This is a genomic window from Stenomitos rutilans, from assembly GCF_059505485.1.
The window spans coordinates 1-24,439 of sequence record NZ_JCACKR010000070.1 but is presented as its reverse complement, the minus strand read 5'-3'; the positions used below and the strand labels follow the sequence as shown (position 1 = coordinate 24,439).

Annotated in this window: 19 protein-coding genes; 3 read left to right on the top strand and 16 right to left on the bottom strand. The window is 50.7% G+C overall.

Translation table 11 applies throughout. The features are described 5' to 3' along the window. Positions 1–6: 6 nt before the first annotated feature. From AC5JLP_RS12655 to AC5JLP_RS12625, 7 genes are all read right to left on the bottom strand, one after another. The gene (locus AC5JLP_RS12655; RefSeq protein WP_496068271.1) at positions 7–1,158 is read right to left on the bottom strand and encodes a sulfate ABC transporter substrate-binding protein; all 1,152 of its coding nucleotides are present in this window, start codon (positions 1,156–1,158) and stop codon (positions 7–9) included. 189 nt (positions 1,159–1,347) lie between these two features. Next, positions 1,348–1,854, bottom strand: coding sequence for a pyridoxamine 5'-phosphate oxidase family protein (locus AC5JLP_RS12650; protein WP_496068270.1), 507 nt, complete (start codon positions 1,852–1,854; stop codon positions 1,348–1,350). 258 nt (positions 1,855–2,112) lie between these two features. Further along, on the bottom strand, positions 2,113–2,532 hold the full coding sequence (locus tag AC5JLP_RS12645) for an ester cyclase (protein ID WP_496068269.1): 420 nt from the start codon (positions 2,530–2,532) through the stop codon (positions 2,113–2,115). 525 nt (positions 2,533–3,057) lie between these two features. Further along, positions 3,058–3,888 carry a ferritin-like domain-containing protein gene (locus tag AC5JLP_RS12640; RefSeq protein WP_496068268.1) on the bottom strand — a complete coding sequence of 277 codons (831 nt, stop codon included), beginning with the start codon at positions 3,886–3,888 and terminating at the stop codon, positions 3,058–3,060. 16 nt (positions 3,889–3,904) lie between these two features. Further along, entirely contained in the window at positions 3,905–4,642 is a 738-nt protein-coding gene (locus tag AC5JLP_RS12635) for a ferritin-like domain-containing protein (protein ID WP_496068267.1), read from the bottom strand. Between the two features lie 460 nt (positions 4,643–5,102). After that, positions 5,103–6,359, bottom strand: coding sequence for a TetR family transcriptional regulator (locus tag AC5JLP_RS12630; RefSeq protein WP_496068266.1), 1,257 nt, complete (start codon positions 6,357–6,359; stop codon positions 5,103–5,105). A 78-nt stretch (positions 6,360–6,437) separates the two neighbouring features. Continuing rightward, entirely contained in the window at positions 6,438–6,632 is a 195-nt protein-coding gene (locus AC5JLP_RS12625; protein WP_496068265.1) for a hypothetical protein, read from the bottom strand. Here AC5JLP_RS12625 and AC5JLP_RS12620 point away from each other — a divergent pair. Beyond that, complete coding sequence (locus AC5JLP_RS12620; RefSeq protein ID WP_496068264.1) at positions 6,631–7,473, top strand: acyl-CoA desaturase; 843 nt, start codon at positions 6,631–6,633, stop codon at positions 7,471–7,473. The two genes, AC5JLP_RS12625 and AC5JLP_RS12620, sit on opposite strands and share 2 nt — an antisense overlap. A gap of 151 nt (positions 7,474–7,624) precedes the next feature. Beyond that, entirely contained in the window at positions 7,625–8,116 is a 492-nt protein-coding gene (locus AC5JLP_RS12615) for a hypothetical protein (RefSeq protein WP_496068263.1), read from the top strand. Here the strand turns inward: AC5JLP_RS12615 and AC5JLP_RS12610 are convergent. Beyond that, positions 8,113–10,065, bottom strand: coding sequence for a cation:proton antiporter (locus AC5JLP_RS12610; RefSeq protein WP_496068262.1), 1,953 nt, complete (start codon positions 10,063–10,065; stop codon positions 8,113–8,115). The two genes, AC5JLP_RS12615 and AC5JLP_RS12610, sit on opposite strands and share 4 nt — an antisense overlap. A 120-nt stretch (positions 10,066–10,185) precedes the next feature. Continuing rightward, positions 10,186–10,830: a DUF1361 domain-containing protein gene (locus AC5JLP_RS12605; protein WP_496068261.1), complete on the bottom strand. Its 645-nt coding sequence runs from the start codon at positions 10,828–10,830 to the stop codon at positions 10,186–10,188. Positions 10,831–11,198: 368 nt separating this feature from the next. On the opposite strand from AC5JLP_RS12605, the gene AC5JLP_RS12600 reads away from it, so the two are divergent. After that, on the top strand, positions 11,199–12,107 hold the full coding sequence (locus AC5JLP_RS12600; RefSeq protein WP_496068260.1) for an AAA family ATPase: 909 nt from the start codon (positions 11,199–11,201) through the stop codon (positions 12,105–12,107). Positions 12,108–12,278: 171 nt separating this feature from the next. Here the strand turns inward: AC5JLP_RS12600 and AC5JLP_RS12595 are convergent, their stop codons facing one another. The 7 genes from AC5JLP_RS12595 to AC5JLP_RS12565 all read right to left on the bottom strand — a co-directional run bounded on the left by AC5JLP_RS12595 (position 12,279) and on the right by AC5JLP_RS12565 (position 23,890). Beyond that, positions 12,279–12,818 (bottom strand): hypothetical protein, encoded by a 540-nt coding sequence (locus AC5JLP_RS12595; RefSeq protein WP_496068259.1) that lies wholly within the window; start codon positions 12,816–12,818, stop codon positions 12,279–12,281. A 391-nt stretch (positions 12,819–13,209) separates the two neighbouring features. Then, positions 13,210–13,710, bottom strand: coding sequence for a hypothetical protein (locus AC5JLP_RS12590; protein WP_496068258.1), 501 nt, complete (start codon positions 13,708–13,710; stop codon positions 13,210–13,212). A 96-nt stretch (positions 13,711–13,806) separates the two neighbouring features. Continuing rightward, positions 13,807–17,088: a hybrid sensor histidine kinase/response regulator gene (locus AC5JLP_RS12585; protein ID WP_496068257.1), complete on the bottom strand. Its 3,282-nt coding sequence runs from the start codon at positions 17,086–17,088 to the stop codon at positions 13,807–13,809. Positions 17,089–17,127: 39 nt separating this feature from the next. Further along, complete coding sequence (locus tag AC5JLP_RS12580) at positions 17,128–20,922, bottom strand: GAF domain-containing protein (protein ID WP_496068256.1); 3,795 nt, start codon at positions 20,920–20,922, stop codon at positions 17,128–17,130. A gap of 257 nt (positions 20,923–21,179) precedes the next feature. Further along, a complete protein-coding gene (locus tag AC5JLP_RS12575; RefSeq protein WP_496068255.1) occupies positions 21,180–22,169 on the bottom strand; it encodes a chemotaxis protein CheW in 990 nt (329 codons plus the stop codon). Beyond that, entirely contained in the window at positions 22,166–22,537 is a 372-nt protein-coding gene (locus AC5JLP_RS12570) for a response regulator transcription factor (RefSeq protein ID WP_496068254.1), read from the bottom strand. Before AC5JLP_RS12570 ends, AC5JLP_RS12575 begins: the two co-directional genes overlap by 4 nt. Positions 22,538–22,588: 51 nt before the next feature. Beyond that, complete coding sequence (locus AC5JLP_RS12565; protein ID WP_496068253.1) at positions 22,589–23,890, bottom strand: response regulator; 1,302 nt, start codon at positions 23,888–23,890, stop codon at positions 22,589–22,591. Positions 23,891–24,439: the final 549 nt, after the last annotated feature.

Below are 24,439 nucleotides of genomic sequence, written 5' to 3'. Positions count from 1 at the left end.
GAACGGCTATTTCTTCCCAACAGAGTCTTCAATCTGGTCGAAAATTGCGCCATCTTCAAAGAATTTCTTCTGGAAATCGCTCCAGCCGCCATAATCTTTGATGGTACCGAGGGTCTTCACAGGTGGGAATTTATCGGCATTTTCTTTCGTCTTGGCCGCATCAGCATCAAGCGGTCTGAAACCAACCTTCACAAATTCTGCTTGTGCTTCCGGAGTGAACAGATAGTTCACAAATGCTTCAGCCACTTCACGAGTGCCGTGTTTATCCACGTTTTTGTCTACGATCGCAACGGGCGTGTCAATCGACACGTTGGTTTCAGGCACCACATACTCTACTTTTTCACCTTTACTCTTAGCAAGAATGATCTCGTTTTCGTAGTTCAACAACGCATCACCCTGACCTTGCTTAGCAAAGGAATCGGTGGATTCCCGTGCATCTTTTGCCAGCACAGCGACGTTCTTAAAGGCTTTGGTGACAAACTCTTTGGTTTTCGCTTCGTCTTTAGTAGTCTTCAGGCCGTAATCCCACAATGCAAGGAAATTCCAGCGAGCACCACCAGAGGTTTTGGGGTTTGCAGTGACCCATTTCACATCATCTCTGGTCAAATCGGTAAAGGTTTTGATCTGTTTGGGGTTGCCTTCGCGGGTCACAATCGCCACAACCGACTTTGCCACAATACCGTTATTTGGCTCTTTCTTGTCCCAATCAGCATTGACCAAGCCTGCTTTCACCAACTTGCCTGTGTCAGCAGCTAGCGCTAGGTGAGTTATATCGGCTTCTAGACCGTCAATAATGGCGCGAGTTTGAGTGCCTGAACCACCATAGCTCTGCTTGAAGGTCACATTCTGTCCGCCATGCTCAGTCTTCCACTTTTCAACAAATTTTGGGATGATGGCGTCATGAGCAGCTTTAGGTACGGCGTAACCAACTAGGGTCAGTTCGACATCTTTTTTCTGGTCTGCAACGGGGCTAGCGCTACCAGAAGTGCCGGGCGCTGAAGCGTTATTGCTTGAAGAGCAAGCAGCGATCGCAGCGCTTAGTACGACTCCCACAACCATGAGGGAGACAAATTTTCTGAATGAACTGAATCTTAATCGGTCTGTAAATCGGTGAATCAACGTACCCAAACCATTGGGTTTCTGTTGCCGGAGGGTCATTCCATGTCTCCTTAATGTGCGAATAGCCAGTCGGAATAACGTAGGTTGTGTGTCAATAAGCAATCATACAAACAAACGTAAGCAAAAACAATAAAAAACCCGCATTTTTACATCGGGTTTTAGGGAATTGACTAAGTTTCGTGTCATTCCAGCGGTAGAGGTGTACATCGCCTGCATGGAAAGCTGCGACTAAAGAGACATTTTCTTATTTTCACCGCCTTCTGCTGGTTTCCCGGTTGTGACCGCTTTTAGCAAACCAAGGGTATGTGCCACAAAGCCAGATGGTGCATCCCAGTATTCAGCTTTCTCGACCGTGACTTTTAGTAGGGCAATGTTTGGCTCCTCTAAACCGTTGGGGAACCATGCTTGAAGTTTTGGCTGCCATCGTTGCTGAATTTGTTGCCGATCTTGCACCAGTTGAGCCGTGCCAGAGAGCGAAACATATTGCTGCTTATGAGGATCGGCAAAGCTCACGTTTACCTGCTGGCGACGATCGATTTCATCCACTTTAGGCGATTGGCTAGAGGTGAAAAACCAGAGGGTGCCATCATCGTCAATCTCTCCATTGCACGACATGGGACGACTGTGTAGACCACCGCTCTCATCAAGCGTCGTCAGCATGGCGATGTCAATGCTTTTGACTAGAGCTTTTAGCTTTTGAAAGGAGTCTGTTTGTTGGGGAGCTTGAGCTGTCATCGTTGTACTGCGCTTATTGTTCCCCTTTAAACTAAAGAAAGCCAATCACAGTTGCGTCTTACCACAGGCTTAAAGCGTCGAGCTAAAAGTACGAAGAAACTGAGGCAGCTCAATGAAAAAAACCGATGTAAAAATGAGATCTAAGGTCATGAATTGTACGTAGATTGAGAGTTAGCATTCGGTAATGAAGCTTTAGTGTTATCTAAAGGTAATGTCCGAACGCTAACCCTTTACAGCGATGCAGTGATTGAGCCAGGCTTATTGAGCCGTTGGATCGACGCCAAGCTGCTGGAGAATGCCAAGTTGGTCAGAACTGCCCCATCGCTCCACCATTTGACCGTTCTCAAAGCGGGCGATTTGCATACCTCGCGCACTAATTTTTCGACCCGTTGCTGGCACACCTAAAAAGTCACCCTGATGTGTCCCTTTGACGGTATAGGCGATCGCAATATTGTCATCATCTATAACCAGATGGTCGATCGCTATACTCAAGTCTGGAAACGCTGCCCGGAAGCCGGTGAAAAATTTGATGAAGCCTTCTGGTCCCAAATCCTGGTCGGGTGCTGGATCATGATCAAGGGCAGTGGGTGCGATGACATCACGTAAGGCGGCGAGGTTCCCGCTATTAACGGCTTCCCCAAAGCGTTGCATTACAGCGATGTTGTCTTGCTGGCTCATAGATTTCCTCTCGTATGAATAGAGTGGTTAAGCAAAGGGCAGCCGATTGGCTTGAGTTTCCTTTTAGTTAAAGGCTCTCAACGTTTTCACGGACAAGTACTCAAACTTTCCTACTATAGGGAGATGCTTGGGTCGCCGCGTCCTCCGATCGGAGTAGGTTTTGCAGGAGATGGAAAGCGCTAGCGACACGACTCTAGCTCTAAATCCCACTCCATAACCCGTCCATTCCACCTGAGTGCAAGTACACAGCCGAGTTAGCCTCACTCATGTCATCAAACCGAGCAGCGATCGCTAAGACGCTTTTACGTCAGGAAATTTTTGCACACAGCTTCCACTGTTCATCCATAAGTCTTATTAAACAGAAAGCTTCTGCGTTGATCAGCACCTAGCCATGAGCACACCCCACACATTCACTCCACCATATTTGAGAACTAACTCTTGAAAGCACATCAGTAAGTCTAGAGCCTGCTATTCATTCCACAAGCTCTAGACTCTTACTTCAGCAACGTCTACTTATGACGCAAGCTATGATCCAGCTAAGATGGGAGCCACTCTTGCCAGCACCTCATCTCTTGTAGCGTAACCATCAAAGGCTTCATTACCAAAGGGAATCGGTGAGTCAGGACGCACTTCTTGGTAAAGCACTTCCTTAGACTTCCGAATCCAGGGACGGACATTAGCATTGTAAAACGTCTGCCGTAGATAGCGAATGCCAGCCGCATGTCGAGCTTCCACACTATGTATTTCTAGAGCACCTGCTAACACAGCTTTACCAGCCTCACCAGCCGCCTGCAAATTTTGTACCTGTCCTTTGTAAGCAGCTACCCCTGTATCTTCAACGAGTTGTAATGCAAGGAGGAAATCTTCAGGATTGGCAAATGGGTCTCTGCTGAGTATGGCGTTGTAATTGGGATTTGCAGGAATCGTGATTGCGTCTGGATTGCCACCTAGTGCAGTTAAGACAGTCGAGAGGTCAGGCACGTGCAGGGTTTCATCCTCTCCATAAGACCGCACTGCCGCCTTTGCTGGCTCTGGCAGACTGGTCAGGCTACCACTCTCAATTTGGGTCAAGGCACGACGATAAAAATCAGCTTCCAATTTCTCCAGGGTGAGTGCGTACTCAACGACTTGTCGGGGTGTCAAGACTGCGGTTTGAGCGTAAGCGGGTGCGGTGGGCGTAATAAAAAGAGTCGTCAACAGGAAGAGCACGACAAACAGCAGAAAGAACACGACGCTTGCAATGAGGGACAAGGTTTTGGTGCTCACTCGCTCCAGGATGGTTATTCCAAAGCGCTGAACCTGCGATTGTGCCGTGGGTGCTGCCTGCTCTAAGACGAGATTTGAAAAAATGGTCATGGTAAAACTCCTTAGTTCAGGCAACGAGTGCGCCAGTAATGGGATTATTCAGGATCTTCAGCGAAGCAACGATCGCCACAATTTGCTTTGGTGTGTACAGTTCATCGTAAGGTCGCCCTTTGAATGGGTTAAGTTCAGGGACTAACTCAGCATCGCTCACTGCACGATCGCTATCAGGTTCAGTAGAAGGGCGTTGTAATAATCCGCGAACTCCTGCTGTATGGCGCGCTTCTACCGAAACAATTGAACCAGCCGCCAAGAGATAGGTGGGATCTTTAAGGCTTGGTCCAGCACCGTTATAAGCGTGAACGCCAGTATCTTCGAGTGCAACAGCGGTGTTCAGGATGGTATTACGGTCAGCTAGGACAGCCTCTAAACCAGCCTGATTGAAGCTAAGGTCTCGAAACCTGAACGTTGTGTTCTTTCCTAAAACTTTACGGAGAAATTTGACGTGCGTTGCTTCGTGTTTGCCAATGGCTTTCAGATAATCAAATTCCTTGGCATCAGTAATCTTCCCAGACGCAAGCGCGAGCACGTAGAACGCTGCTTCTAGTTCTTCTAGTAAGAGAGCGAAGTTAAGGATACCAACATCGTCAGCATTGAAGGTCAACGTTTTGATGGATTTACCAGATTGGGCTAAGACTGTTTTTGGCAGAGTGGTCAAAACCGCTGTACCAAGACTAAGAAAACCCCATTTCAGCAACGCACGGCGCGAAGGCGCACCCCGCTGAGGAGATGCAATTGGAAAAGCCATAAGTGGTGATGCCTCTTAAATTTACACAAGTAGTTCCGTAGATTTTGAGTATCATTCAAAACCTAAAAACTATTTCAAACTAAGGGTAAATACTGAAACTAATGACTTCCTCTGCCTGTGGAAGGATACGTCAAAGCTGCTTTTGAGCTAAGCGAACCACAAAATCGCTCGATTACCAGTAAAAGTCTGGGTATAATCAAGCTCAGCAAACGAACAGAGTGATAAGCAGCTCAATGTTGTCGAGAAGGTATACGCCGATCGCACCACTTTAGATCTATAGCTCGGTAAAAAGTGAGGAAATTAAAGACCTCATCAAATTTGCCTTGTCAGACTGCTGCCTACCATGAGTGCGATCGCCATGACGCTGCTTGAGGTGAACATTTCAACGCAGGCAGTCATGCAAATTGGACGGTTAATGAGGTGATACAACTGTTTCAGGCGCAGCAGTCCCACCCATGTTTTATGCTTTGTGATCCAGACGAAGTGCCTGTTCCAGTGCAGCTTTTTCTTTGGCTCGATCGACATAGGGTTGAAGCCTTGCAACATCCCAACCTGTCAGCAGACGCATATTGGCTAAACTCATGCCGCGCATCAAGAGTTCCACACACCAGGTTTGTTGAGTTTGCTCGATCACAGGTGGTTGTCCATCTGGGGTGAGCAAGCCGTCGGTGAGAGAGTGCCAAAGCTGAAGTAATTCACGCTCAGCAAGGGGTTGTTCAGATGGGTTTAGGAACGTGGCTGGCTGGCTGTCTTTTCGGCTTCGCAGCCATTGCGTGAGCGGGTTGCGCGTGTACGAGCCGTAGCGTTTGCCCATCAGCCACTGATTAACGGGTACCTGTCGTACAGCGCCCTGTGTGATTTGCAGAAGCTGTTGATGTGGGTCGCTGATGTGGTGCGATCGCTCTAATTGGCAAATCTCTAGTGGACTCAATCCTGCGCCAAAGAGAACGTAGGCGATCGCATACTCTTGCAGTCCCAGTTTTTTAGCGCGTTGCAAGATGGTATGGACTAAGGAAGCCGGAAGATCCGCAACTTTTTCAGTGGCAGCGGTTTTAGTGAGTGTGGCAGTTGAATTAAATGGAAGCAATCCAAGCGCCGTCGGGCTTGCTTCTGAAGAGGGCGACACCGCACCCTGAAGAAAAAGCGTCACCAGGTTTTCAAGAAAGTCATCTCGGTCCTGCCAAAGTTGATGGAATTCGCTAGTGAACTCAATCACGGCGTAGCCCAACAGCATGCCATTAAGCAATCCTGCAAGCTTTTCGGCAGGAATGTGTGTGTCGAGTTGTCCCCGCTTAATCACCGTTTCAAAATATTTGGCAACGTAGCGATTGGCTTGCGTAAACCCACGCCCGATCGCCTCTCGGTTTTTGGCAGGATATTGTCCGGCTTCGCCCACGACCGATCGCACCACAGCAGGCACCTGATCCATTGCGGCTAAGGAGGCAGTGGCATAGTCTTTAAGCGCCTGGTAGATATTGCTGGTCTGATTGGCCTTCCGAATGAGCGTTTGACCGAGATGCGCAAACACGCCTGCATCTTCAATCACCGCTAGCAGCAAGCCATGCTTGTTTCCAAAGTGGCGAAAGAGCGTAACTTCATTGACGTCCGCCAGTTCTGCAATCTGCCGCGTCGTTGTATCGGTCACACCCTGAACAGCAAACAACTCCAGCGCTGCATGAATTAAACGCTGTCGAGTTGGGTTTCGTTGAGCAGACATGGGCAAAATGTAAGTAACACTTGCAAGATTTAAAGTTCGCTGTTAGGCTACAGGTGTAAGTAACACTTGCATTCTCTCCTACTGTAACGGGTTCTTTTGCAAACGAGCCGCTGATAAGTTCATTAGAGGCGCGATCGCTTGAACAGGAGTATTGATACTTGCCTCATCGGGCTTCTTGCTGCTGGGATGGGGCAGGTTGTAGAGAGAGTAAGCCTGCCAGTGCTGCAAGGTTAGACACTGGTTCGTTGTGGTCATTTTGACAAGGATTTTCATGACTTCTAATTCTCTTGAAACTGCCTCCGAAAGCAGGCAGTCGATCGCGCTGAGCTGGGTCAATGTGGTGTTTTTTGGGACATTTCACGCCCTGGCACTCCTGGCACCCTGGTTCTTCTCCTGGACAGCGCTGGGTGTCACGCTTGCGTTGCACTGGCTCTTTGGCAGTATTGGTATTTGCCTGGGCTATCATCGCCTACTGACGCATCGTAGCTTTCAGGTACCCAAGTGGCTGGAGCGCACGATTACGTTGATTGGTGCGTTGGCACTCCAGGGTGGCCCGACGTTTTGGGTCGCTGGGCACCGCATGCACCATCTCTATACCGAAGATAACGAAAAAGACCCGTATTCGGCTCAAAAAGGCTTTTGGTGGAGCCACATGATGTGGTTGTTCTATCCTCAAGCGCGTTTCTTCGATCGCAACTCGTACCGCCAGTTCGCGCCAGATATTGATAAAGATCCGTTCTATCGTTTCCTCGATCGCTACTTCTTGCTGCTGCAAGTGCCCGTGGGTGTAGCACTCTACCTGGCAGGTGGCTGGTCGTTTGTCATCTACGGCGTGTTTTTAAGAGCGGTCTTACTTTGGCACAGCACCTGGCTCATCAATTCTGCCAGCCACATGCGAGGCTACCGCACGTTTAATCCTGACGACAATTCGCGGAACCTCTGGTGGGCAGCGATTCTTACTTACGGCGAAGGCTGGCACAACAACCATCACGCCTACCCCAATGTGGCAAAGGCTGGGCTGAAATGGTGGGAACTGGACATGACCTGGTGGTCGATTCAAGCTCTCAAGAGCCTTGGCCTAGCGAAAAGAATCGTGATGCCGCCAACAAGCTGATTGTGGTTGTATTTAGAATCGCTTTCGTACATGTCCCCTAGAACCGCTACAAGTATTGTGTTTCTGGGGGATTTGGCTATTAGAAACGAAGTGCTTGCCATTTATATCTCTAAGCAAGATAATTCAGGAAAAGTAGCCTAACTCTGGCAAAATGTCTAACATTCCCCCTTGGTTTGCTGATCGAGAAAAAACAGGAATCCTAACAGTAAGCGCATTTGTTGTTTTTCTAATCTCTTTTTTCCTGATAGCTCTCCGATATTTAGATAAAACTACCGGATCCATTGTTGACGAAATCTTAGGGTTGATCCTCATTACGTCTGCTGCTTACGTATTAATTAGAGAAAGTGAAGCGAACTACTTAAAGTCGATACAACGAAATCCACATAGGTGGCTTGAGAGGGAAGATCCGATCGGCAAGGCTGTTAGAACCCTTGAGAAGCGACCGCTTAAAGACGTACGAAAATTTCGATATGGCCTTAGCAGCCACATCCCAAGCTTAGTAGCTGATCTAGGCGAAAGCCGTGTAGTGCCAGCATATTTGGAGATTCTACAGTACGGCCTTCAGCGAGAACATCCTCACTTGTCTCCTGTAGAATGCCGAGAGCAAGCTATGGATGAATATCGATTCCTCTACAAAGCTTAATCAGTCGTTGGAGCGGTCAGTATTTCATCATCGGGCTTCGTTTCGCGGTCATCCTCATCAACCAGCAGGGGAAATTTCTCCACTTCCGGCAGTTTTTCGAGGGTGAGTCGTGTCTGACTGGAGCCAGAGAGGAGCTTTAAGAGTTTGGGTTTGGGGTCATGCAGAAGATAGATCAGGCGATCGTCTACTTGCAAGCTCTCATTTGCTGGAAAAATGGCTAAACTTCCCTGTCGCTCGATCAGTACTGGCAGCAGTGTATCGGCTGTGATGAGCGATTGCAGGTGCGCCTGTTGTGGCTCGATCGCGTCTTCTCGCAACACGGTTTCTCCCAGTTTGACAGCCCCATCGCTGATGAACTCATTCCAGGCTTTGAGTGTAATTTGAGACGTAAACGCTTGTTGAATCTTGGGTTCTTCGGTAGCGGCTTTGTGCGTGCTGTTGACCTGGGGATCGCGTGGGAAGATGGCTAGAACGCGAGGGGGCCGAAATTCTTCTGCAACCTGTCGGGCGATGACCAGATTCACTTCACCGTTACTGGTCATGGCTAGAAACGTACCCACATGGCTCAGTCCCGCTTCTTCCAACACTTCAGCATCGAGTGCACTGCTGATGAAAATGCGATGATTTTCCTGTTCCGCCTTTTGACGCGCTTCAGGTGCCGTGTCAATGAGCGTAACAGGTTCATCCCGTTCAGTTAATAGGCGTGCAATGAGTAAACTTAAGGGATTGCAGCCCACAATGACGGCTCCAGTGGCTTCGTTGGAGGTGACTCGCAGCAGATTTGCCACCCACTGCGCGGTGAGTGCCTGTAAACAGACTGTGAGAATAATCGTTAGAAAGACGAGCGCTTTGATGGAGTCACCCCCATTAATACCGCGCTGAGTGAGCGAAATGGCAAAAAGGGAGGCGATCGACGCTGAAACAATTCCTCTTGGGCCAATCCAGCAAATAAACAGCTTTTGCCGCCAGTTCAAGCCACTGTTCCAGGTGCAGCACCAAACATTGAGGGGACGCACGACCAGCATGAGGCTTAGTACGGTCAACACACCGCCCCAGCCAAGGGCGATGACGCCTGCGATCGACAGATCGGCTGCCAGCAGCACAAACAAAACGGATACCGCTAGGATAGTGAGCTGTCCCTTAAACCGCTTGAGCAAGCGTTCTTCGGGTATTGATGAGGCTCTTAACGTGATGCCAGCCGCAACGGTTGCCATTAGCCCTGATTCACTTTGCACCGTTTGCGCCAGCCCAAACAGCCCCCACAAGCCTGCCAATACTACCAGGGCTTTCAGGTCATCGGAAAAGCGCCCTCGTTTGAGAATCAAGCCGAGCAACCAGCCGCCAGCGATGCCAATCACGCTACCAATGCCCAACCGTACCATCAACCCACTCATAATGCGAACGGGATCGGCTTCACCGTTTAGCAGGATGTTGAGAACGACAACTGCCAGAATCGCACCAACAGGATCGATGAGGACTCCTTCACCTTCTAGTAAAGCTGCCACCTGCCGATCGACCTTGACCTGTCGCAGCAATGGGTTAATCACGGTTGGCCCCGTCACCACCACCAGAGAGCCATAGAGAAAGGCGATCGCCCAGGGAAATTCACTGAGCCAGTGGGCTGCAACGCCAGCGCCCAGCAAGGTAATGAGGGTGCCGATCGTCACCAGATTGCGCAGGCTACCCGACACGCGACCCAACTCTCGCAGTTCCAGGTTGAAACCGCCCTCAAACAAAATCACCGCTACGAGCAGCGACACAATGACGTCTAGTCCCAAACCCAGGCGATCGGGAGACAGCCATCCAAAGACACTGGGACCCAGCAAAATGCCAGCTAGCAGCAAAAAGACAATGCCCGGAACCTTGAGGAATTCTGCTAATACCTGCGCCCCAATCCCTGCGATGACGGTCAAAATCATTTGCAGAGTGATATCTAGCGATGGTTCCATACATGATCGCAACGAGCGTGCGGGCTTGCAGAGGCTAATGCTTCATTGTACTGGCGTAGCGGATGCTCCAAGGTTGCCTCATCGCTCGATCGGCTTACCAAGACAGGCCAAACCATTGCCTTAATCAGAGTTAATTAGCTTGTCCCGATGCGTATATTGAAAGCGCAACAGCAGCCCCAACGTAATTTGCTTCATGATCCAGTAAAGGACGGTGAGAATCACAAACGTAACCACAACCACTAGCAGTGGGAGTTTTGCTGTCAGATCGTCGATCGTTACCAGCAGCACGTTCCCTGGATCGGTCACCAAATCCCAACTGTTGAAACGTTGGAACCGGCCTAGATAAATGCCAATCGCACAAAGCCCATGAAAAGCTAACTCAACCCACATCACAAGCTTTCGCTGCCCCTGACGCTTCAAATAGTGCCCCTGGTTAATCAGCGAGATGACATACGCCTCAAAGCCACTCACAATGGCAGCAATATGCAAGGGAATGAAGACCAGCGCAATGATCCAGGTAGCGTATCCTACCCGTGTACCCCGAATCAGGTGAATGATGTCTGTCAACAAGTAGGGTGCGTTGGGCAAAAACGCCAGAAAGACAAGCCATCCTAACCACCACACAAAGGGGCGATCGTTGGTTTTGCGCCGAAACAGCCAGAAGCTTAGCACCAGGGGAATGAAGGCTAAAAAGAGGTTCCACAGAATCCAACCGCTGTAGATACCAGAAAAGGCTTCGATCGCCTCTAAGAGTCTTGATTTCATCTCGATCGCTCGACTTCGATAGACCTACCTCTACACAGATTAACCTCTACTTAAGAGCAACCTCCAATCTTTTGGCGTCTGTAAATTTGCATGAGTGAATCTAGAGGCTTAATTCAAGGAACTGTAAAGACGTAGGTCATAGCAATTAGCAGTCAGCAGTCAGCGGTTAGCTAGAGGAAGCTGATGGTTAAAAGCTGTAGCTTGCTTCGCTGAAGGAGTAGGCTAATCCAGATTAGTTTTCGCCCAGTAAATGAGGATTGCTATAACGTCATAGGGATTAACGATCAGCTATGCAATCGCTTAACCACTGTAACTAGGGCACACTGAAAGAAACCTGTTCTGCCCACATTTTTGGAATCTGCATCAGTATGAGAGCACGCATTCAAACACTGACGGAAAACCTGGGACAGGCGATCGTGGGGAAACACGACGCCATTCGGTTGGTACTAGTGGCCCTGATTTCAGGCGGACACACGCTACTAGAGGACGTACCAGGGGTGGGTAAAACCCTGCTGGCAAAGTCACTGGCGCGATCGATCGACGGCACGTTTCAGCGCATTCAATGCACTCCCGATCTGCTGCCCAGCGATGTGACAGGGACAAATATCTGGAATCCCAGCACAGGCGCGTTTGAATTTTTGCCTGGGCCTGTCTTTGCCAATATTTTGCTAACAGATGAAATCAACCGTGCCACTCCCCGCACGCAGTCGGCATTGCTGGAGGTTATGGAAGAACACCAGGTCACCGTTGATGGGCGATCGCGCCAGGTACCCGATCCGTTCTTTGTCATTGCCACTCAAAATCCGGTGGAGTATCAAGGCACGTTTCCGCTTCCAGAAGCGCAAATGGATCGTTTCATGCTGTCGCTCTCGCTGGGTTACCCGTCCGAAACGGAAGAGCTGCAAATGTTGCAGCGACTGCAAAGGCAAGTCAATGTGGAAGAGCTACAACCTTGTTTATCGATCGCCGATATCCAGGAATTGCATCGCCTCTGCACGCTTGTCAAGGTAGAACCAACGCTGCAACAGTACATGCTCAACCTGGTGCGAGCCACACGGCACGATGAAGAGATTACGTTAGGAGTTAGCCCTAGAGGTACGGTTGCTCTCCACCGCGCAACCCAAGCCCTCGCGTTTTTAGACGATCGAGATTATGCCATCCCTGATGATGTGAAGTTCCTGGCACCGCATGTACTCGCTCATCGCATGATTCCAATGGGTGGTCGCAGAGCAAAAACCGTGGTGGAGCGTCTCTTAAGCACTACTGCTATTCCCTAGTAGCTGAAAAGGACAATTGCTGTGGTCAAATCATCATGAAGTGACGGCACTAGTTTTAGCGGCCATAGGGTAGAGCTTTGCGATGAATTGCTAGTGAGCAACTTACAACGTTGTGTCATTGGGCTAAACGGGACGCTGTTGTTATAACAACATGAACCAGCATATGGGAAATCAATTATGCAGCTTTGCGTCTATTTTCTTAGCTCGCCCTGCAACTGATTTTCTACTATCGCCACTCAACCTATTCAAATGTGGCAATAACCATCCTTTTAATTCTGAATCTGTTACTGCCCATTCACCGAGCGTTTCCATTGTGTTATTCAGAACAATCCAATCTGTAGCAGTTTCAAGATTTTGTTTAAGGATTTTTAGTGCGTTAGTGCGCTGTGTTTCCGACATGAAAATTGAAAGGGTCTGGAATAATTCTGCTATTGTCCATTGTGCTGAGGCTTGATGAATAGTTGATACTTCAGAAATTAGTTTGTCAATGTATGGTACGAGCCATTCAGGCTTTTCACGAGAAATTCTCTTGATAGCATTTGAAGTGCGCAGCCGAACAACTTCATCAGTACTGAAATAGCAATTGTATAAATCAGAAAGCTTGACTGGAGTTTCTAATACCAAATCGACAACTTCAATCGTTCTGCCCAATGAGTTAGGATGCCCCCCAGTGAGCATTTGTTCAAAGGATTCAAAGGATGTACTCATCATTACTGATTAAAGGGTTGTTCAACCATTCCTTTCCCTCAACTCGGCATAACGTCTCGCTTCACACGCCGCAGAAACCTTGAGCTCCTACAGATCAACTCTCGGCGGTTAGTATACATGGGATCTTGTTATGCCGTGCCTCTATCACGAACTCAACATACACTCGCTTCAGCAATTCGTTATATTCATCATATACGCCAATCCAATACCAATAAGTATGAACTGTCCCGGTTTCAACCATAAGTGGGACAATTCACTCTAATAGCTCACTAAAGACCAGAATTTTTCCGCTGCTACAACTAAGCCTGTTAGTTGTTGTTATCATTCAGCCTAGCTTCAGTGACAGCTTGAGTCTCCTGCCGTGGCAATGCTAAGGAGCTGTGAAAGCATACGGTCAAACCCCGCTGGTGGCTGCCTGTAGGTTTAGTAAGAGGACTGCCCCTAGCTGGGGAACCGCAACCACATGACTGGCAATCCCACGAATGGCGTTGTAGTAGGCAGGCGGTACAGCATAGGTGGCTGTGAGGGGTAGCTCAAGCAAAATGGGTGGTTGATCGACTGGAATGCCGACAAGGGTTGTATCCAGTGCTGCAATGACAAGAAACGGCGCTTCTATAGCGGTAAGTTGGTCTTGGGAGCGCGATCGACCAGTGGGAACGGCTGCCAACAGCGGGCGCAGATTCAGGATGGAAAGTGGCTGCTTCCCTAGATAAACCAACGTCTCTGACCCGACATCCCTGTTCAGCGCTGTTTGGTGAACCACTTGCAGCAAGGCCGTATGAGGGAGTGCCAACCAATGCCCGGCAATTTGAAAGGCGATCGCCTGACAAGAGTGTGGCTCCGTAGGCTGTGAAGCTGGCTGCTGAGACGACTGGGGTGGTGCAATGGTAAACATAAATAGCCTGTTGAAAAAGAATGTTTAGACGTGGAGTGATGTCAATGCTTGAGATTCCATTGCCCAATCCTCATAGGGGTAGATGGCTATTTGCCCTTATGACTTCACCAGAGTCGATGGGTTAATCAACGTCTCCAGAAGCGGCAAGAGTGCTTCAGCAGAGAACGGCTTATTCACAAACGCATTGGCTCCCAGATCTGTGGCGAACTGGCGATATTTTTCACCGCTACGAGAAGTCAACATAACGACAGGAATTGTCTGCAAGGTAGGCGTTTTTCGCAACTGACTGAGAAATTCAAAGCCATTCATGCGCGGCATTTCAACATCAGAAATAATCAGATGTACGTCAGGATCTTGCTGTAGGAATGTAAACGCTTCTAAGCCATCTCCTGCTTGAGAAACCCGATAGCCCTGCTCCTGTAGTGTTCTAGCAAGGCTATGACGCACCGTCAATGAATCTTCGATTAGCAGGATGTGGGTGCGTGAGGGGGGAGCCGTGACGAGCAGAGAGTGGAGCGTTGCGGGTGCTTTGGTCGGTTGCAATGCGCTGAGTGGAGCGATGTGAAACGCCTGGAGGATAACGGGATCAATCACCAGCGCCATTTGTCGATCGTTCAACAGGCTACAGCCATAGACATAGGGTGGAGGCGCGATCGCCGTTCCCAGGGGGCGAATCACCAGTTCTTGTTCACCCATCACCTGATCCACACGCAGTCCCCAAAGTCCCTCAGTGCCTTGCAGCAAAATGATGGGTGTACGTTGGGACGAGTCTTCAGCTAGCGTTTTTGAGCGCGGGATGTTGAGTAGTTGCGCTAAGGTGTGGACTGGCACCATCTGTTCCACGTCATCCGCTTGCCAGTGTAAGACCATCTGTTGTCCACTGGTTTGCATCAATTGATTGGGCTGGGATAAAATTACCTGCTGAATCACATTGATGGGTAAGGCATAGGTGATGCCGTGCTGCTGGCAGATCATGAGACGGGTGGTGGAGAACGACAGCGGTAGAGAGAGCGTAAAGGTCGTGCCGTGTCCAGGAGTGGAACTGACGTTAACAGTGCCTTTTAACGCCTGCATTTCCGATCGCACCATGTCTAAACCAACGCCCCGCCCCGATAAATCATTCACCTGAGCGGCAGTGGAAAAGCCCGATCGAAACAGAAAATCTGCTAACTGTGCAGAGGATAGGTCGGCTGCAACGTCCGGGGTTACTAGCCCGATCGCGATCGCTTTCTCAGCAACCCGCTGCCAGTCAATTCCCTGCCCATCGTCGCGAATTTCGATCAACGTGCGGTTGCCTTGATGATAGGCATGAATGTGAATTTGCCCCGTTTCTGGTTTGCCGCTGGCTTGCCGTAGTGCAGGGGCTTCGATACCGTGGTCAAAGGCATTTCGCACCAGGTGGAGCAGGGGATTGTAGAGTTTTTCGGCGATCGCCTTGTCAACCAGCACAGACATCCCACTCAGCGACATTGCCACAGGCTTGGAGTGAACCGTCGCCAACTGCTGGAGAACGCGCGACAGCCGATTGAGAGTTTCGCTTAGGGGCTGCATTCGAGCCGTTGTCAGGTCATCTTGAATGCTGGTGAGCAACCGTTTTTGCGTCTCTCTCGCCTGTCTCGCCTGCCGAATTTGGGTTTCCAGGCTCTCTCCCACGATTTCTAACTGCACCAGATCGTTGAGCGCCGCTTGCACCAACACATGAAAATCGGTATAGCGATCCATCTCTAGTGCATCGAAGTCGGTCATCCCATCCGAAAGCAGCGGTTGTGGGGAGGAACCGTTGGTCGCCAGGGTCAAATCTGACCAACTTTGCAAACTGCTGAGCGTCCGTTTATGTTTTTGCAGATGCAGCACCAGTTCTTGCACAGCAAGTCGAAACTGATCATCCTGCATTGTCTGCTGGTTCTGGTTGATCAATAGTTCCCCCGCCAGGTAATCTAACCGTTCGAGTTGCCCCAGATTGACGCGAACGACGGGGGTGGGAGAGGAGTCGGGTGTCGGGTGTCGGGTGTCGGGTGTCGGGTGTTGGGTGTCGGGTGTCGGGTATGACTGTTCAGAGTTGAAACGATCAGGCGGCGCAAGATTGGGTGGCGCAAGATCAGGCAGTGCAGGATAGGGCATGGACAGATCGAGCAGCGTCAGATCGGGCTGTGGCAGATCAGAAAGTGCAAGATCGGGCGCGGATAGATTAGGACGTGGAAGCTCAGATTGTGAGGGGGACAGTGGATGATCGGGCTGTAATGTAGACGGTGGTGTGAAGGGGGTGGGTTCTGTTGAGATACGATCGAAGAAGGCATCCAGGCTGTCGTTGGCGGAGGAGGATGAGAGAGAAGGCGTTGTGGGCGGCGCAATCGGAGAAGTAGGCGTGGGAATGGGGCGATCGGGGCAGTAGATTGGCTCTAGAGAGAAGAAATCTTTTAACCGTTGAAAAAACGTTTTCGGCTTTTTTTCTAGGGTCGGTGTCGCTGTCAAAGACCGCTCGGTGCGGTATCCGTGAGCAGCCTGATGAGATGGCTGATTGAATGGCTGGTGAGGCTCAGGGTAGTGTCCGTCGCTGTTGCGATCGACATTGGTCGGTGCTGTCACCGTTGCACGGACTTGAGCAAGCTGCTGAAGCGCGATCGCGGGTGAGCCGCCTTGGGTGCGATCGCCCGCTAGTACGGCCGCCTGTCCCTGACGAAAGTCTGCGATCGCCAGGGGTGCAATCTGTTGGATCTGATTGGGGTGGGCAGCAAGCGCGGCAAGTGTGGTTTGCGCGATCGCGCCAAAACCCGCCAATTGCAACGATTCTGCCAGACCCAGAAACACTTCCGCTTCAGCTTGTAGCTGCGCAGCAAGGGTCGTAAGCTGGGGCTGGGTTAGAGCCTGTTCGAGCGCTTGTAGCCGTTGCTCCACGCCACCCTCAAACATCGACTGCACCAGATCAAACCCCAGTTCGACGGAAGTTGGGATCGGCGTATCTTGATCAAACAAGTCGCCGAGCTTCGTTTGCAGTGCCGATAAGACGGTCGCCGATCGCCCCAGGATCTCTGCCTCATCCACACTGCCGCCTGTAAACTCGGCCATCAGCGGTAGCCGCAGACACTCATATGCCTGAAAGAGCAAGGCTTCTAGCTCAGCGTCGATCACCACCTTTGGGTTGTAGAGCGCCCGAAACACGTCTTCTAAGACATGGGCAACGGACTTCACCGTTTCTAGCTGCACGCTGGCAGCACTGCCCTTAAGGGTATGTGCCGCTCGCATGAGACTATGCACCCGTGCAGGCGTATGGTCTTGCTTTAGGTGGAATAATTCCTGCTCGATCGTTTGGAGCAGGTCGCTTGCCTCGGTGAGGAAGTTTGCATAGTCTTCCTGCTGGACGGTAGATGGAATGGACATGGTGAGACGTTCCAGAATGAGATCCGATCGTTCGTGTCTTTATAATTTGAACCGCTTCACGGTGGTTTGCAGTTCGCTGGCAGTAGTCAGGAGTTGATCGAACGAGGTGGCAATCTGTTTGGTGGTGGTAGAGGTTTCGTTGGCGATCGCCACCACCTCTGCCATTGTTTGCGTCACCAGTTGCGAATCCTGCGTCTGTGCCTGCGTTGCATGGGTAATGTGCTGCACCAGGCTGCTAATCTGTGCCGTTGAAGCCACGATCGCGGTCAAACTCTGGCGCGTCTCGTTCACCAAGGCTGTGCCGTTGACCACCTGTTGAATGCCCGTATCCATCGCCTGCGACACCATACTGGTTTCTGCCTGAATTTCCTGCACCAGTTTTTCAATCTCCGTGGTGGCTTCCGCCGACTGTCGCGCCAAGGAACGTACTTCATCCGCTACCACCGCAAAGCCTCGTCCTGCTTCGCCTGCACGGGTGGCTTCGATCGCCGCATTTAGTGCCAAAAGCTGAGTCTGGGTCGTGAAGCCTGAAATCAAGTTCACCACCTTAGAAATCTTTTGGGACGATTCGCTCAGTTGTTTGATTTTCTTGCTGGTTTCAGACACGGTTTGGCGGATGGTTTGAATCCCTTCCACCGTGCGGTTCATGGCAGCGTCGCCCTGTTGCACCGTTTGGTTTGCCTGCTGTACCGCCACTTCTACCTTCTGGGCACTGCTGGCGACCGCTTGTGTACTCTCCACCATTGTCCGAATCTGTGCCAGTGCTGCCGTCACCTGCTGCGACTCTTTTTGAGCGCCCTGGGATAGTTTGGTAATCTCACTGCTGTTGCTTTGAGAGGTGTCGCTGACTCGTGTGGCGGCATCTTGCACCTGCACCACGATTTTGCGGAGTGCCTGAAGCGTATTGTTGTAGGCATCGGCGATCGTGCCCATTTCATCTTCACTGAGCGGTGCCCGGACGGTTAGATCGCCTTCCAGCGCTGGGCGGACTGCCATCAAGAGTTGTACAGCCCGCTGTTGCAGCAATTCTTTCGAGGCTTTTTCACGGGCGACGGCTTCTGCCAATTGCTGTGACTGTGCCTGAAGCTGGCTGGCATATTCCGCCTGTTGAATCCCAATGCCAATCTGGTTGGCAACCTGTATGAGCAAGTTAACCTCACCGTCTTCCCAGACGCGAGAGGTACTGTTTTGAAATGCCGAGAGCAAGCCCCAGAGCTTGGTGCCCTGGAAAATCGAGACAACGGCACAGGCTTGCACCTGGTAGTATTCCAATGCCTCAACATGGCAATCCGTCATTGGTTTACGGGGAGCCTGAAGGTTTAAATGCCCGTTTTCCCAGATGGTTTCACCGCTGTGGATATCATCGACAACGAGCGGGACATTTTGGCGAAACCTGCCGCCTTGATGTTCGCCGATGTAGGGGTCTTCCCAGCCGCTGCCCGTGAGGTTGGGGTAGCCGCCTGTTACAGACTCGGCAATGAAGTCACCAAAGAAATCGGGGCGGAATTTGTAGATGGTCACACGCTCCACACTCAGCAGACTCCTGACTTCCTGCGTCGCCGCCTTAAAGATGGTGTCAATCTCCAGGGTGTTGCGAATCCGGTTGACGACGCGGGCAAGTGCCTGTTCGCGTTCAATCCCTCGTTGCAGTTGCAGTGCTTTCGCCTGTGATTCATGCACCGATTCTGCATGTTGCAAGGCAATGCCTAGCTGGTTGGCAATCTGCATCAGCAGTTGAACGTCTGCCTCGTCCCATTGGCGCGCGCCTGTGTTTTGGAAGGCAGAGAGCAAGCCCCAAAGCTGCTGTCCCTGAAAAATGGCAACGACGGCACAGGCTTCAACCTGGTAATATTGCAACGCCTCAATGTGGCAATCGGTCAGGGGCTTGCGGGGTATCTGGGGATGCATCCGTCCGCCTGACCAGTGGGTTTCACCAACCTGAATATCATCCACAATCAGCGGCTCGTTTTTGCGGAAGCGTCCGCCGCGATGTTCGCTGATGTAAGGATCTTCCCAGCCGCTGCCGACCAGACGAGGATAATTACCCACAACCGTTTCTTCAATGAAATCGCCAAAGAAGTCGGGACGGAATTTGTAAACGGTGACGCGCTCGACGTTGAGCAAGCGGCTCACTTCTTGCGTTGTCACCCTAAAGATATCTTGCAAATCGGTGGTGCTGCGAACTTTTTGGATCACACGATCGGTTGCCCTTTCGCGAGCCACCAATTTTTCCAGTTGGGTTTCCTTTGCCTCCACTTGCGCCACAAACTCCGCTTGCTGAAGCGCAATGCCAAGCTGGTTCGCAATTTGCATCAACACTTGAACGTCTGCCTCATCCCAGGCGCGAGTCTCTCTATTTTGGAACGCCGAGAGCAAACCCCAGAGATGCTGCCCCTGAAAGATGGCGACCACGGCGCAGGCTCTTACCTGGTAGTATTCCAGCGCCTCAATATGACAGTCGGTGAGGGGTTTGCGGGGTGCTTTAGCGTTTAGCCGTCCGCCCTCCCACTGGAGTTCACCGACCCGCACATCTTCGACGATCAGCGGTTCGTTGTTACGGAAGCGTCCGCCACGATGTTCGCTGATGTAAGGATCTTCCCAACCGCTACCGACTAGACGAGGGTAGTTGCCGGAAACCGTTTCTTCCACAAAATCGCCAAAAAAGTCGGGGCGAAATTTGTAAATGGTGACACGCTCTACGTCCAGCAGTCGGCTTACTTCCTGCGTCGTGACTCTAAAAATGGCCTGGATATCGATCGTACTGCGAATTTTTTGGATGACTTTGCTGGTTGCTTGTTCCCGTGCGGCAATCTGTTTCAGTTGCACTTTGAATTGAACGAACTGCAAAACCAGCGATAGTTTGGCACCAATATCCGTGAGCAGATAAATTTCTGGCTCTTGCCAAACGCGCGGTTGCCGACATTGCTGCACCACGAGCAAGCCCTGCACCTGATCGTTAATCACTAGCGGAATGGCGAGGCTGGCTAAGAGCTGAAAGCGTTCGAGCAGTTGGCGTTGATAGGCAAAGATGCGATCGGCATCAAGATGGCGCAGGCTCACAATTTGCCTCCGCCGATATTCGCGGGCATTTTCAGCCCCAAAGAGGAGTACTGGAAGTGCTTCGCCTTGCATGGGTGTCCAGCCAGAGGCAATCGATTCCGCCACCACTGTTCCTTTCGTCTCAGTGTCAAAGTTGAAGATGACCACGCGATCGACCTGGAGTTGATCGCGCATTTCGCTCACGATCATATGGAATAGATCATCCTGAGTTTCCGCCTGCTGCATCTGTTGGGCGATCGCCCCTAACCATTCCCGGTTGGCGGCAATTTGCTGCTGCGCTTTAGCCGTCAACTGTCCCTGAAACTGCTGCTGCACAAACTGCCCCAACTGATCGAGCAGCGGTGGCAATTTATCCAGTTGATTCAGATTTTCGGCAATCACCGAATTATTGGAGGTGCCCACTCTGGTCAGTTCAGTTTTGATAGCCGTTTGCGACTTCTCCACCTCTTTGCGAATCGCCTGAATTGCCACGATCGCCTTTTGCACGGCAACTTTCTCAGGCTGGCTAGAATCGGCAAACCCGTTGGACTGACCAGAGCGGTTGCCATTGTCGGCTGACCTGTACTCATGACCGCCATTCCCCAATCCGCCATTCCCCAGTCCGGTTGGGCTGCTGTTGCGATCGGTCGTAGGCTGGCTCCCGCTATGACCATTGCCATTGCCCGGTGCTGGAGCGAACGTGGTGGCAGCGTAGTGGCTGCTAAGTAACGATGGCTCTTCTGATGCATCGCCAAAGAGCGCAAACAAATCTTGGTTTGAGTGAGAAATGGTCACGGGTATTAACCTCTGAAAAGACGTAGAGTTGGCAGTGCGGTAACGGAAAACAGCAATGGCTTCGATCGGAATCAGTCCTGTAAGTGTTTTCTGGATGTCGGTAAGAGGGGTGCCATGCTGGAGCGATCAGCTGGGCAATGGCGGGGCGTAAGGGTAGTAACAAACCCAAACTGAAGGGGGTGGATGAGTGGAAGGGTGGATGAGTGGAAGGGTGGATGAGTGGAGGGGCCGTGGGGTGTTATCCGACGAGACTCTTACTAGGCGGCGTGAACCTGCAAGCGGCGATCGGCAAGCAACGCATTGGCATCCAAAACAGGACTGCTAGACCGCACCAAATAACCCTGGATAAACGGCAGCAGGGTGGCGGGAAACAAGTCCTTCGTTGGTGGCTGTAGCTGGGTGGGAGCGTGGCGTTCAATGTCGATCACCTGGGGTACAATGAGTCCCAGCGATTTGCTTTGCGCTTGAATGACGATCGCCATCCAGTGCCCCTGTGGGGCTGTGGCAGAGGGTGCGTGAAGGTGCGATCGCCCCACGGTGACGCCTTGAAACCCAAGCTGCAACCCCAGATCTACCAGCCACAGCATTTCGCCATGAAAATGACAGATCCCGATGACAAACGCTGGCATATCAGGCACCGTCAAAAGGCTCTGCGGCTGCACCTTCATCACCTGCCGAATGCTGGCAAGGGAGAGTAGCGCGGTTTCTGAAGCACTGAAGGAAAACCGGAGAAAGCGCAAGTCTGCTTCACTCTCATTCGTCGCTGAAAGGGGCTGCATCAACTCGGCTAAGGATGGCTTTGCCGTCTGACTCAGCCAGTCTTGAAGCGTGATCGGTGCAGCCAGCGATTGGGAAGCACGATCAGCGTCTTGTTTCGACAACGCTGTATGAGCTGGATTAACAGTATTAGCAGTGCTGCGGGGCGCGATCGCTTGTTCCTGACTCCAGACAAGCTCACGCGTATCAGCCTGTTGACAACTGATTTTCAACGTTTTGAGCGTAGGCACCTTCAACTTCAAAATGGTGCGATGGATCACTGTAGTCAATGGTTCTGGGGCAGGCGGACGGACGGCCTCCAGGCAAATGTGCAGCCGATTCCCTTCCCATTCCACTTGGGCGGTAATCTGCTGACGGCTGAGGTGGCGATTCATTAACGTGGCGATCGCCGTGGCATCTCCCTGATACGCCAGTTGCAGCAATTGGTCATGGGATTGATTGTGGCGATCGTCCGTTGAGAACGGCATCATACGGCTTGCCCCATCAAGCGACAGACTGTTTGCAGAAATTCCTGCTGGTTAACGGGTTTGGTGACATACGCATCCGCCCCCAGCATATTGCCCCACATCTTGTCTACGTCAGTATTTTTGGTGGAACATATGACGATCGGAATCTGCTTTGTGTCCTGATTTGCCTTCAGTTCGCGGCAGAGTTCAAAGCCGCTCTGTCCCGGTAAGATCACGTCTAGCACAATCAGGTCAGGTCTTTGTTTATGCAACCGCTCCTGAGCTTCTTCACCGCTTTTTGCACTGATGACGAGGAGACCTGCTTGTTGGAGATAGCGGGTTAACATTTCGGCTTCTGTCAAACTGTCTTCGATTAGTAGAACTGTGCTCATAAGGTCAGATGCTCATTGAAGGGTGTGGTCAGGACGTTGAACGCGGACAGATTACAGAGATCTGGAAACATTACTCATGCTTTGGTGAATGAGTAGGGCGGTGGTTTCGCCCATGTCGTAGCTCTCTTCCAGCGGCTCTGGTGGACTAGGATCGTCAGGCGGAACGGCAGTCGTCGGAGCGAGGGGCAAGTATTGATGGGCGATCGCCAGCACCTTTGCCGCATCTACAGGTTTTGCCAGAAAATCAGAAGCCCCAACAACCTTGGCACGCACCCGATCGACAATGCCGTCTTTGCCAGTCAGGATGACGATCGGAATCGTTTTGAAGATCGAAATGCGGCGAATTTGGGCACAGATTTCATAGCCACTTGCGATCGGCATCACGAGATCTAAGAAGATCAAACCGGGCTTCTTTTCTAACAGCAACGGCAGCGCGTGAACTGAATCTTCCACGCTGACATAGCGATAACCAGCAGGCTGAATAATGCGTTCCATTGCTTTACAAACCTGCGGACTATCATCAATACACACAACGAGAGGTGCATTCGGATTGGTAGTAACGACTGCTTTTGGCTGAGTGTTAAAGCCGCTGGGAGCTGAAAAATCTGGTACCTGGCTCAGCCCAATCAGATCCCGCTGAAAATGGGGCGCTAAAACGCGAGTGAGGCTGACTAACTCCTGCCCTGTTGTTCTAGCTAAATCCCGTAAGGTTGCATTGCCATGAATGAGCGTTTCTAACGTCTGGTAGGTTTTAGGCGAAACACATTGTTTCAACTCATCGGGTCGCTTAATCACAGGCACAGCATTCGGTGAATAATGGATCAAACCAGCGCTATACCATTGGGTTAAATCTTGCTGTACCTGCCCAAGAATCTGCTCTGCATTAAAGGGCGCAAGCGGATCGCTAAATTCTTCTTGCTTGTCATATATGTAGCCACTCTCGGTAATTTTCTCACCTACATAAAGCAGATCAAATAAAACTTCTAAAACAACGGCTTGAATGAGCGCGATCGCCTGCTCACGGCTAATATGCTGCCGCTTAAATAAGACCGAGAGCACCAAATATTCCCAGTAAAACGGAAATTCGTTTTCTCGTAAATGAATCGATTGGGGATGAATAGTCGGGCAAAATTGCTTGAGTAATCGATACCAACGGCGAAAGCGATGCTCACTACTTGCCGTCCAAATCAAACGACCGAGACGAAAGTAAAGGCTCCACTGTTTGCCATCAGCGGTGGAAAAATCCAATTTGCCACTGAAGTGAGTTTTAGCTGCCATTTGAAATTGGGCGACTAATTGGCTGTCGGAGATACCGTTTACTAATCTGGAGATGCTGTTACCATCATTTGCCATAAATTCCGCTGCCTTTAGGTAAAAATAAAATGCCTGATTTTTGTATAAAATATGTAGTTTATCTTGCAGCTAAGCAACGAGAACTTAACACCAATTCAAGCAGTTTTTGAAGAATCAAGTAAAAGCCTAAAATAGGCAGACTGCTAATCCAAGCAATGGTTAGATATGACAATTCAAGCGCTACCCAAGTTCTCTATATCCATGAGAGTTAACGACCTTATCCTCAGCAAATATTTCAGGATTAAGTGCATGTTTCATTCGATATAAATTTTTGTTTGTTATCGGTAATCTATCTTAGTGAATACCATTCTCTAAGTAAAAAGATTGCATTGCCAGCTTCCCTAAAACTGCAAATGCTTTAGCCTCTAGCTGCCACTACTCCCCTTAATCAAGTCTTTTTCGTCATCTCAAACCTAGTATTCCCACCGTAAGCAAGATTGAACATCTAGACAGCGGGCAGCAACTTGGGGTTGAGCAGTTTCAAGCCCGTCAGGCTGATTGACTGACACAACTCTTAAGGGGAGCATGTCACCTTTGTAGCGAGTAGAA